Genomic DNA, 11,494 nt, shown 5'->3' on the forward strand with positions numbered 1-11,494 from the left:
TATTTTTTACGGGTTGTAGTTGTATCGTCGTTTTTAACAACTGATTACCCTAATAAATTCACGTCAAAAACTTTCACCGAGGTAAACACATGCCCACCCAAGCTCCGCGTTCTTCCACTGAACTTTTTCCCGAGGCGCTGCGCCTTTCCCCAAAGCAGCGCGAGGTTCTCAACGCGTTGCAGGAATATCCCCAGGGAGCTCGCGCAGCAGACATCGCCCAAGACATGGGCATGCATGTCAACACCGCGCGCGGCCATCTAGACGAGCTCGTACACGTGGGCGCCGTGCGCGTTATTACGGCCCCGGCCAAGGGCCGCGGACGTCCCTCGCTTATCTTCCAGGTACGCATCCCTGACAATCGCTCGGTGGCCGAGGAATACGTGACCTTGATCAGTGTCTTAGCAGAGATGCTCGCGGACAAAGACCAGCTTAATGACTTCGCCTCCGAACAAGCCCGGGAAATCGGCCGTAAGTGGGCCAACTCCACGCAGCAGGACCAGTACGCTTCCGCGAATGCGCTGACCCCGCTTTACCGCAAGATGCGTGACATGGGTTTCGACCCTACTGCCTCAAACGCCGACCTTGAGGAAAAGGGCCACACGGAAATGGAGCTGCACGCCTGCCCATTCGTGACCGCAGGCATCAAGCCTTCCCCATTCTTGTGTGCTATCCACGACGGCTTCCTCGAGCAATCAGCCGCAGACGCAGGAAACCGCCTCCAGCTTACGCTGCTTCCGAAGTCTGGCAACGGAACCTGCTGCGTGCACGTGAAGCGGTCTTCTTAAGCCTGAACGACCTTAACCTCGACCGGCCCCGCGACCTCCAAGGGGATAACGCGGAGGCCGGCCTCGCGCGCGTCGCGCAAGATGTTTTCGTCGATGGGCTCGGTGTGCAGCACCATGGCGGTAGGGCCGGCGCCCGAAAGATAGGCCGCGAAACCACGGTTGCGCAGACGGTTGACCCACTCGGAGGTCACCGGTAGGACGTCGGCACGGTAAGGCTGGTGCAAGCGGTCGCGCGTACCTTCCCAGAGCAGCTCCGGGTAGTTCTGAAGCGCTACGACCTGCACAGCGGTGCGCGAGACGTTGAACGTTGCGTCGCCGTGGGTGACGTGGGATGGCAGCACGCGGCGCACGGCTTGGGTCGATGCGTGGAAGTTAGGCACCAATGCCGTTGCCTTGATGTCCTTATGCACATCCACGGTGACCGCCTTGTACTCCGGCAGGGAATGGCCATCGACGGGAACCGTGGTCCACGAGACCACCGCGTTGCCCAGAACCGATGCCGCGGCATTATCTGGGTGCCCCTCGAAAGCCGAGGAAAGCTGCACTACTTGCTGCTCGGTAAGCGGGAATCCTGCAAGTCCGTTGCCGGCGGCAACGCCTGCTACGGCTGCCGACGCCGAGGAACCCAGGCCGCGGGACTGCGGAATGTTGTTGTTACAGACCACGCGCAGGCCGGGCGCGGAAACATCAGCAACGTTGAGGGCCGAACGGATTGCCTTGACTACCAGGTGGGAGCCGTCACGCGGCAGGTCCTCGGCGCCCTCGCCGAAGATCTCCACTTCAAGACCAGAGTTGGTGACCTCTACCTCGACGGTGTCGTACAGGCTCAGCGCAATTCCGAGCGTGTCGAAGCCTGGGCCCAAGTTGGCCGAGGAGGCTGGAACCGTGACGATGGCCTTGGTGCCGACCTCTAGCTCGATGCTCACAGGGCTTCACCGCCCAGGCGGATAACGGAGTGCACTGCCTTGACCTCGTCGAGAGTGCTCAGCTCGGAGACGATGGCCTCGAGCTCAGCCTCGGTGGCCGCATGGGTGACCACGATGAGACGTGCGGTGTCGTCGCCGTCCTCCTGGCGCACGGTGCGCAGGGAGACGTTGTGCTTGGCAAACAGCGCGGAAATCGCCGCCAGAACGCCGGTGCGGTCTGCGACCTCCATGTCGATGTGGTAACGGGTGGAAACCTCACCGAAGGGAGCAATCGGCAGGTTGGCGTAGGTGTTTTCCCCTGGTGCGCGGCCGCCGTGGACGATGTTGCGGGCGGCACCGACGACGTCGCCAAGCACTGCGGAAGCAGTAGGATTACCGCCTGCGCCGTTGCCGTAGAACATTAGAGAACCTGCTGCCTCTGCCTCGACGAAGATTGCGTTATAAGACTTGTTCACAGAAGCCAACGGATGATCCTTCGGGACGAGCGTCGGGTGGACGCGGGCGTTGACGGACTCGTTGCCATCTTCGTCGCGCAAGCGCTCACAGATGGCAAGCAGTTTGATGGAGTAACCCGCCTTCTTCGCAGCGGCGATGTCGTCAGCGGTGATGCTCGAGATACCCTCGCAGTAGACGTCATCAAAGGTGACTCGGGTGTAGAAGCCCAACGAAGCCAAGATGGCTGCCTTGGAAGCTGCATCATGGCCCTCGACGTCGGCGGTCGGGTCTGCCTCCGCGTAGCCCAGGCGGGTGGCCTCAGCCAGCGCATCCTCGTAGGAAGCGCCGGTGGTCTCCATCGCATCCAGGATGAAGTTGGTGGTGCCGTTGACGATACCGGAGATGCGCTGCACCTGGTCACCCGCCAGCGAGCGGCGCAGCATTCCTACCACCGGGATGGCGGCTGCGACGGCCGCCTCGAAGTAGAGGTCGACTCCCGCACGGTCGGCAGCCTCAGCCAGCTCGTCCGCGTGCGCGGCCACCAGAGCCTTGTTCGCGGTCACCACGGACTTGCCCGCATTGAGCGCGGCCAGCAGCAGCTCGCGCGGGTAGTCAATACCGCCGATGACCTCGACGACCAAGTCGATATCGTCGCGCATGACTAGCGCCTTGGCGTCGTCAGTAAGCAGGTCCTTAGGAACGCCTGGGCGCAGCTTGTTCTTGTTTTGGACAGCTACGCCACGAATCTCTGCGGGACCACCAATGCGATGTGCAAAAGCATCAGCGTTCTCCCCCAGCAGGCGGAAGACCTCGGCGCCGACAGTGCCGAAACCGAGCAGTGCAATACCTACTGCTTCGCCCTCGCCCTTGCCGGTGCGAATCTTGGTCTGTGAAGTCATATCGTCCCTCATTCGTCGGTACTGAAATTGTTAACCACACTATACAGAACGAGCTGTCTAGTTTTGGGTTTAGGGATCAAAATCATGGCCCCATATAGGAAGGCGGAGGGGCAAACCTTTTGGTCATGGCCCCACCGCCAGTGGATTTTAAGTGAATTTAATTGACTTCGAGAGCCAAAAGGTCATCGACAGTCTCGCGACGCAGCATCAGATTTGCCTGCCCATTGCGCACCGACACCACGGCCGGGCGCAGTGCGCCGTTGTAGCGCGAGGCCATCATGTACTGATAGGCGCCAGTGGTTGCGAACGTGAGCAGGTCGCCGGTGGTGATGTCTCCCGGAAGCTTGCGTTCGTTGACCAAGGTGTCGCCGGATTCGCAGTGGAAACCCACCACGCGGGAGTCCACGGGCTCACCGTCGGTGAAACGATTGGCTACACGCACGTCGTACTCGGATTCGTAGAGCGCTGGGCGGATGTTGTCGGACATGCCGCCGTCGACGGAAAGATAACGGCGGATAGGCAGCTCGGCCTTGCCGGTCTCCACGTCCTTGACCGTACCCACGGAATAGACGGTGACTGCGCTTGCACCCACGAGGGAGCGGCCCGGCTCGACGAGCACGAAGGGCGGCTCGATGTCGAGCTCGTGCGCGGTGCGCTCCACGGCTGCCAGGAGATCTTGAGCCAGCTTGGCGACGTCGAGTGCCTCCTCGTACTCCATGTACGGAATGCCGAAGCCGCCACCTAGGTCGAGTTCCTTGAGTGCTACACCCAGCTCGGTGTGGATGCGCTTATAAAGCGAGAGCACGCGCTCTGCGGCGAGCTTAAAGCCTTCAGCGTTGAACACGGAGGAACCCACGTGGCAGTGCAGGCCCACGAGCTGAAGATTCTCGGACTCGAGGGCAGCCTTGGCGGCGTCGAAAGCCGCGCCCGTGGCCAGGGAGATGCCGAACTTCTGGTCCTCGTGGGAGGTGGCGATGAACTCATGCGTGTGGGCGTCGACGCCCGGCTTCACCCGTATCATCACCGGCTGCACGCGGCCAGCAGTGCGTGCGATCTCGTTGAGCTGCGCCAGCTCGCCTTCGTTATCGAGGACGACGTGCGCGATCTCGTTGTCCACGCACAGCTCGAGGTACTCGGGCTCCTTGTTGTTGCCGTGGGCGGTCATGCGGGCCGGCGGGAAACCGGCGGCCAGCGCCACCTTGGCCTCGTTGAGGGAGGCGACGTCAAGGCACAGGCCTTCCTCGTTTACCCATTTCACGATGCGCTTGGTGATGAAAGCCTTGGAGGCATAGTGCACGTGCTCAGGGCCGCCGAAGGCGCGGGCCATGTCGCGGCAACGGGAGCGGAAGTCATCCTCGTCGAAGACGTAGAGTGGCGTGCCGTATTCTTCGGCGAGTTCCGTCAGCGGGACGCCGGCTACGGTAACCACGCCGTCTTCTTCGCGGCGCGAGTTACGGGGCCAGACGTGCGCTGGCAGCTCGTTAAAATCCATTTACATTTTCTCCGGCGCGCTAACCCCCACCATGGTGAGGGCGTTGGCGAGGACCTGACGGGCGGCGTCGGCAAGCGCGAGGCGTGCGAGGTGGATTGGCTGCGTCTCCTCCCCTGCCTTCGGCAGCACCTGGCACTGGTCATAGAAGCGGTGGAACACAGCAGCAAGATCCTCAGCAAAACGGGCGATGCGGTGCGGCTCGCGCAAGGTCGCTGCGGTGGAGACAACCTCAGGGAACTCGCCCAAGGTGCGGATGAGATCGCCTTCCTTCTCGTGGGTGAGAAGCGCGAGATCTGCATCTGCCATAGCCGCGGCGTCAAGGCCCAGCTCTTGCGCCTTGCGCAGGATGGAGCAGATGCGCGCGTGGCCGTACTGAACGTAGTAAACAGGGTTATCGGAGGACTGGGAAGCCCACAGGCCCAGGTCGATGTCGATGGACTGATCCACGGAAGAACGCACCAGGGAGTAGCGTGCGCCATCGACGCCGATGGCCTCGACGAGGTCGTCGAGAGTGATGACGGTGCCAGCACGCTTGGACATGCGCACAGCCTTGCCGTCGCGCAGCAGGTTCACCATCTGACCGATGAGAACCTCGACCTGCTCTGGGTTATAGCCCATGGCGGCAGCGGCGGCGCGCAGGCGGGCGATGTAGCCATGGTGGTCCGCACCCAGCATGTAGATAGCGAGGTCGTGGCCACGGTCGAACTTGTCCGCAACGTAGGCGATGTCGCCAGCGATGTATGCGGCGTCGCCGTCAGACTTGATGACCACGCGGTCCTTGTCATCGCCGTAGTCGGTGGACTTGAGCCACCAGGCGCCGTCCTCGAAGTAGAGCTTCTCGTTGTCCTTAAGGTGCGCCACGGCCTTGTCAACGGCGCCGGACTCGAACAGGGAGTTCTCGTGGAAGTAGACGTCGAAGTCAACGCCAAACTCGTGCAGGGACTCCTTAATGTGGTCAAACATCATTTCCACACCAGCGGCGCGGAACTTCTCGCGGACCTCGTCCTCGGTGCCCTCGAGTGCATCGGGGACCTGGTTTTGGACGTTGGCTGCGATCTCCTGGATGTACTCTCCGCCATAGCCGTCCTCCGGAGTCGGCTCGCCCTTGGCCGCAGCCACGAGCGAGTTGGAGAAGCGGTCGATCTGGCGGCCATGATCGTTGAAGTAGTACTCGCGGGTTACCTCAGCGCCGGAGGCTTCGAGCACGCGGCCGAGGGAATCGCCCACGGCTGCCCAACGGGTGCCGCCCAGGTGGATCGGACCGGTGGGGTTAGCGGAGACGAATTCGAGGTTAATCTTCTGGCCTTTGTAGGCATCGTTGTGGCCGTAGTTAGTGCCTGCTTGGCGGACCTGTTCCACGATGGCGCCCTGTGCGGCGGCAGCCAGGCGGATGTTCAGGAAGCCCGGGCCTGCGATCTCGGCGACGTCAATGGCGTCGTGCTTAGCCAACGCCTCGGCCAGCCAGGTGGCCAGCTCGCGCGGATTCACGCCGGCCTTCTTGGCTACCTGCAGGGCAAGGTTGGTGGCGTAGTCACCGTGCTCGGGATTACGCGGACGCTCCACGGTCACGATCTCAGGAAGGACGGCGGTGTCGAGCTCGTGTTCGCTCAATACAGCGACTGCGGTCTCTTTAATAAGCACAGAAAGATCTACGGGATTCATAGCGTCAAAGTCTATCGTCCCGCGCTGACATGAGCAGCATCAGGCACGCGTTGGGGTCTTTTATAACAGCAAGCAACTTGTGTGACATATGCCCTTTATTGCGAAACTTACGCGAAAAGGCTCGCTCAAGTTTTAGGCTTTAGAAAGACTGTGTATTAAATAAGACACTCGTTTTCCTTCTAGAGACTTGGGTAACTATGAACACTTTCCAAATATCAACGGATGCCATCGGCGGAAGCCTCGGCCTTTCCGCTGCCGTAGCGACACTTCCCCTCATCGCCTTCTTCATCATGTTGCTGGGCCTTAAGGCTCGCGCACATACCTCGGGCGCTGTGGCACTCATCGTGGCTCTCGCCATTGCTATCTTCGGCTTCGACATGCCCACGGGCATGGCGCTGTCCTCCGCCGCACGCGGTGGCCTCTTTGGCTTGTTGCCGATTGTCTGGGTGATCATCACCGCCATTTGGTTCTACGAGATCACCGTGGCCTCTGGGCGTTTTGAGGATCTTCGCAAGACTTTCGACCTGCTTGGCGACGGTGACATCCGCATCCAGGCCATCCTCATCGCGTTTTGCTTCGGCGGCCTGCTTGAGGCTCTCGCCGGCTTCGGCGCCCCTGTGGCGATTACCGCGACGATGATTCTGGCGCTGGGTGTCAAGCCACTCAAGGCTGCGACGACGGTACTCATCGCCAACACTGCACCGGTGGCCTTCGGCGCGGTGGGCATTCCAGTGACCACCGCCGGTGAAGTGGGCGGCCGCACCGCCGAGCAGACTGCTGATATCGCAGGTCTTATTTCCTTGCAGGTGCTGCTGATTGCAGCGGCAGTCCCCTTCTTCATCCTGTTCATCTTGGACGGAGTCCGCGGCCTCAAGGAAGCCGCCCCGGCTGCTGGCGTCATTGGCGTTTCTTTTGCCATCGCGCAGTGGGCTGCGGCCAACTTCTTTGCCTACCAGCTCACCAACGTTGTGGCCTGCATCGTCTCGCTGGGCTGCGCGTTCGTATTCCTGCGCATGTGGAAGCCAAAGGGCGTTGCTGAGCTGCGTAAGCGCATGGGCATTCCGGCGCAGGAGGCAGTCACCGACTTGTCCGGCAGCCGCATCTGGATGGCGCTGCTGCCCTACGCAGTCGTGACCGCAGTCTTCGCGGTAGCTACCGCAGCTCCGAAGCTCTTTGGGTTCTGGAAGATTAAGTTCGCCTGGCCGGGCCTGGATGGCACAGTCCTTGACTCTGCTGGCAAGGTAATGGACACCTCGTTTAGCTTCAATGTCTTTGGCAACCCGGGCACGCTGTTGCTCATCTCCGGACTCATCGTGGCCATCATCTTCTGGATCTTCAACGAGAACGGCCACTACCACCTGCCGAAGTCTGCCCCACTGACAAAGTTCGGCGAGGTTTGCTCCCGCATGAAGTTCTCTGCGTTGACCATCATCTTGGTCCTCGCTTTGGCCTACACCATGAATTACTCCGGCCAGACCATCTCCATCGGTGAATTCGTGGCTTCCGCGGGCGGCATCTTCGCGCTCTTCGCGCCGGTGCTGGGCTGGATCGGCACTGCAGTTACCGGTTCGGATACCTCGGCCAACGCCCTCTTTGCCAACCTCCAGGTCACCGCTGCAGAACGCATCGGCGTCAACCCGGACCTCATGCTGGCGGCGAATACCGCCGGTGGTGTTGTGGGCAAGATGATCTCCCCGCAGTCGCTGGCCATCGCCGCAACGGCAGTTCAGATGGAGGGCGAGGAGTCCCGCATCCTCAAGGCAGTCGTGGGCTACTCGCTCGTCTTCCTGGCCGTCGTGTGTGTCATTGTGTTCCTCATGACCAACGCGTTGGGCTTCCTGGTTCCTTAAAACTTCTGCCCCTAAAGAAAGTCTCCGCATCCGCTGCAATTACAGCCGCGCGATGGGGAGACTTTTGTCTACCCCCAAAAGGTATATTGCCTTAAAGTGACGCATCACTCATCAGAAACCACAAGTTCCCCACGAGACGCACGGCGGTAGCGGTTTGCGCACGTAATAAATTTCGCAACATTAGTGTTGCAGAATAACCGCAGCTAGACGGCATTTTCACTATGAAATTCTGCGTTTTTATCGGTATTATTTAAGGCACACCCATAAAAATTAGCCCACCCAAGTACGCGCTGACTTCCATGGCACATACTGGGCAGTTAAAGGAGCGCAAGCATGCGAATTGCACTTTTTTCTACGTGCATTGGTGACGCCCTCTTCCCGGACGCTCACAAGGCAACCGCACTAATCCTCTCCCGTTTGGGCCACGAAGTGGTCTTCCCGGAAGAGCAAACTTGTTGCGGCCAGATGCACATCAATACTGGTTACCAGAAGGAAACACTGGGCATGATCCGCAGCTACGCGGACGCGTTCGCAGATCCTTCCATCGATTACGTGGTTTCCGCCTCCGGCTCGTGTGTTGGCGCAGTTCGTGAGCAGCACGTCAAGATTGCTGACCGGTTCGGCTCCTCCGCTGACGTGGATGGCGCTAAAAAGGCCTCCCAGAAGACCTTGGACCTGCCCGAATTCCTCGTGGACATCGAGCAGCGCACCGATCTCGGCGCTTTCTTCCCGCACAAGGTCACCTACCATGCTTCCTGCCACGGCTTGCGCTTCCTGAAGCTCGGTGACCGCCCGTACCAGCTGCTGAGCAAGGTCGAGGGAATCGACCTCGTGCCGCTCGAAAACGTCGAAGAGTGCTGTGGATTCGGCGGCACCTTCTCACTTAAGAACCCAGAGGTCTCCCAGGCCATGGTTTCTGACAAAACCCGCCACGTGAAGGACACCGAAGCCGAGTACCTCACCGGCGGTGACTCTTCCTGCCTTATGAACATCGGCGGCGCACTAGCGCGCCAGCGCAGCGGCGTTCGCGTGCTGCACATGGCTGAAATCTTGGCCTCCACCAAGGAACACCCTTGGACCCCTGAGACGGCCGCTTACTCCAAGGAGAAGATGCTCTAATGACTTCCTTCCTCGACACCACCCCGCCTCGCGCGCCGGAGGGCTACGGCAACCTCCGCGGCGAGAAGGCATTCGTTCCACTCGCCCACGTTGGCCTCAACAACGCGACCCAGCGTCGTAACCTGCACCACGCCACCACCACCATTCGTAATAAGCGTGCCAACGCCGTCGAAGAGCTGCCGGACTGGCAGAAGCTGCGCGACGCCGGCTCCGCAATCAAAGAAGACGTTGCTGCCCGCATGCCGGAACTTCTCGAGCAGTTCGAGGAGCAGGTAACCAAGCGCGGCGGCATCGTCCATTGGGCACGCGACGCTAAGGAAGCCAACGAAATCATCGAGGGCCTTATCCGCGAGACCGGTGAGACCGACATCGTCAAGGTCAAGTCCATGGCAACCCAGGAAATCGGCCTGAACGAGCACCTCGAGTCCGTAGGGATTAATGCCCGCGAAACCGACCTGGCTGAGCTCATCGTTCAGCTGGGCGAGGATAAGCCCTCCCACATCCTGGTTCCAGCCATCCACCGCAACCGTGCCGAAATCCGTGACATCTTCGTCGACAAAATGCCGCACACGGATGAATCCCTCAAGGCTGAGCCGGCCGAACTCGCGGAGGCTTCTCGTACCTTCCTGCGCGAACAGTTCATGAAGGCCAAGGTTGCCATCTCCGGCGCGAACTTCGGCGTTGCCGAGACCGGCACCATCAGCATTGTGGAGTCCGAGGGCAATGGCCGTATGTGCCTGACCCTGCCGGAGACCCTGATTACCGTGATGGGCATCGAAAAGCTCGTGCCAACTTTCCAGGACCTTGAGGTCTTCCTGCAGCTGCTGCCGCGTTCTTCCACAGCAGAGCGCATGAACCCATACACCTCCATGTGGGCGGGCGTAACTGAAAACGACGGCCCGAAGAACTTCCACCTGATTCTTTTGGACAACGGTCGTACCGCTGCCCTGTCCAGCCCGATTGGCCACCAGGCTCTCAAATGCATCCGTTGCTCGGCTTGCCTTAACGTTTGCCCGGTCTACGAGCGCGCCGGCGGCCACGCATACGGCTCCGTTTACCCTGGCCCGATTGGCATCTCCCTGACCCCACAGCTGACCGGTATGAAGGACCACCACGATCCTTCCGCCAGCCTGCCTTATGCATGCTCCCTGTGTGGACGCTGCGACGAGGTTTGCCCGGTGAAGATTCCGCTTTCTGAGGTCATCCTGGAGAACCGCCACCAAAAGGTCACCCACGCTACCCCACCAGTCGAGTCCAAGCTCTTCAGTGTGGTTCAGCTGGTCTGGGGTCACCCGAAGATCTGGAACCAGGTCACGCACATGGTTGCGCTGGGCCGCGTTCTCGGCGGATTCAACGGAGTGATGGACAAGCTCCCGTTGTTCCTGTCCGGGTGGTCCGATGCCCGCGATACTGCTGTTCCACCAAAGAAGTCTTTCCGTCAGTGGTTCGACTCCGATGAAGCTAAAGAACTGCTCGCCCAGGCCAAGAAGGAGGGCATCAAGTGAGTACCGCCAAAGAAGAGATCCTGAAGCGCATTCGCACCGCGCAGAAGCAGGCAGGCTTGTCCGATCACGTGGAGGCACCGCGTGAGTACGACACCGAGGGCACGCTCAATGCCGACGAGCTGCGTGACATGCTTGTGGAACGCCTCGAGGATTACAAGGCCGAAGTCCACGTGACCACCGAGGCTGAGCTGGCAGAGACCATTTCCCAGATTTTCACTAACAAGGAATGCTCCAAGGTCACCTACGCTCAGGGAATGGACGCAGCGCTTATCGACGCCATCACGTCCAACGCCACCTTCACCCCTGACGATCCAACTTCGGATCCGCGCGAACTCGACACCGTTGATGCTGTGCTGACCGAGTCCCACGTCACCTCGGCACAGACTGGCACCATCGTGCTAGAAGCCGGCCCACTGTGTGGTCGCCGCGCCCTAACTTTGGTTCCGGATCGTCACGTCTGCATCGTGCGCAAGGACCAGATCGTCTACGGAGTTCCGGAGATGGTCTCTCGCATTAACCCGGACTTCCCCGCTACGTGGATCTCCGGCCCGTCTGCTACCTCTGACATTGAGCTCTCCCGTGTGGAGGGCGTCCACGGTCCGCGCGACCTCATCGTGGTCATCGTGAAGTAGCCAGGCTAGCTAGACGCCACACCACTAAGTAGCCCCCGTATTGGCTACTTGGTGACAGCATGCGCTAGAATCACACCGTTGATATCTGGCGCATGCCGCATATCTTTTGCCTCCGTAGCTCAGCGGATTAGAGCATCGGTTTCCGGTACCGAAGGTCGCAGGTTCGATCCCTGTCGGGGGCACAATTTC

9 protein-coding genes and 1 tRNA gene are annotated in these 11,494 nt (G+C 60.4%); 6 read left to right on the forward strand and 4 right to left on the reverse strand.

All coding sequences use genetic code 11. The features are described from left to right. Nucleotides 1–89: 89 nt before the first annotated feature. Entirely contained in the window at nucleotides 90–785 is a 696-nt protein-coding gene (locus HMPREF3148_RS04120) for a helix-turn-helix transcriptional regulator (RefSeq protein WP_005532012.1), read from the forward strand. Here HMPREF3148_RS04120 and thrB read toward each other — a convergent pair. From thrB to argS, 4 genes are all read right to left on the reverse strand, one after another. Further along, complete coding sequence (gene thrB / locus HMPREF3148_RS04125; RefSeq protein WP_005532011.1) at nucleotides 782–1,711, reverse strand: homoserine kinase; 930 nt, start codon at nucleotides 1,709–1,711, stop codon at nucleotides 782–784. The two genes, HMPREF3148_RS04120 and thrB, sit on opposite strands and share 4 nt — an antisense overlap. Then, the gene (locus HMPREF3148_RS04130) at nucleotides 1,708–3,045 is read right to left on the reverse strand and encodes a homoserine dehydrogenase (RefSeq protein WP_034657595.1); all 1,338 of its coding nucleotides are present in this window, start codon (nucleotides 3,043–3,045) and stop codon (nucleotides 1,708–1,710) included. Before HMPREF3148_RS04130 ends, thrB begins: the two co-directional genes overlap by 4 nt. 157 nt (nucleotides 3,046–3,202) lie before the next feature. Continuing rightward, nucleotides 3,203–4,537: a diaminopimelate decarboxylase gene (lysA, locus tag HMPREF3148_RS04135; RefSeq protein ID WP_049062606.1), complete on the reverse strand. Its 1,335-nt coding sequence runs from the start codon at nucleotides 4,535–4,537 to the stop codon at nucleotides 3,203–3,205. Then, nucleotides 4,538–6,199, reverse strand: coding sequence for an arginine--tRNA ligase (gene argS, locus HMPREF3148_RS04140; protein WP_049151595.1), 1,662 nt, complete (start codon nucleotides 6,197–6,199; stop codon nucleotides 4,538–4,540). A gap of 197 nt (nucleotides 6,200–6,396) precedes the next feature. Between argS and HMPREF3148_RS04145 the strand changes: the two genes are divergently transcribed. The 5 genes from HMPREF3148_RS04145 to HMPREF3148_RS04165 all read left to right on the forward strand — a co-directional run bounded on the left by HMPREF3148_RS04145 (nucleotide 6,397) and on the right by HMPREF3148_RS04165 (nucleotide 11,487). Continuing rightward, nucleotides 6,397–8,049 carry an L-lactate permease gene (locus HMPREF3148_RS04145; RefSeq protein WP_049151594.1) on the forward strand — a complete coding sequence of 551 codons (1,653 nt, stop codon included), beginning with the start codon at nucleotides 6,397–6,399 and terminating at the stop codon, nucleotides 8,047–8,049. Between the two features lie 333 nt (nucleotides 8,050–8,382). Then, complete coding sequence (locus HMPREF3148_RS04150) at nucleotides 8,383–9,168, forward strand: (Fe-S)-binding protein (RefSeq protein ID WP_046645516.1); 786 nt, start codon at nucleotides 8,383–8,385, stop codon at nucleotides 9,166–9,168. Next, complete coding sequence (locus HMPREF3148_RS04155) at nucleotides 9,168–10,673, forward strand: LutB/LldF family L-lactate oxidation iron-sulfur protein (protein ID WP_049166721.1); 1,506 nt, start codon at nucleotides 9,168–9,170, stop codon at nucleotides 10,671–10,673. Before HMPREF3148_RS04150 ends, HMPREF3148_RS04155 begins: the two co-directional genes overlap by 1 nt. Further along, nucleotides 10,670–11,305 carry a LutC/YkgG family protein gene (locus tag HMPREF3148_RS04160; protein ID WP_005531997.1) on the forward strand — a complete coding sequence of 212 codons (636 nt, stop codon included), beginning with the start codon at nucleotides 10,670–10,672 and terminating at the stop codon, nucleotides 11,303–11,305. Before HMPREF3148_RS04155 ends, HMPREF3148_RS04160 begins: the two co-directional genes overlap by 4 nt. A gap of 108 nt (nucleotides 11,306–11,413) precedes the next feature. Beyond that, nucleotides 11,414–11,487, forward strand: a tRNA-Arg gene (locus HMPREF3148_RS04165). The last annotated feature ends 7 nt before the right edge of the window (nucleotides 11,488–11,494 follow it).

The organism is Corynebacterium sp. HMSC05D08 (assembly GCF_001807215.1).
Taxonomy (GTDB): domain Bacteria; phylum Actinomycetota; class Actinomycetes; order Mycobacteriales; family Mycobacteriaceae; genus Corynebacterium; species Corynebacterium striatum.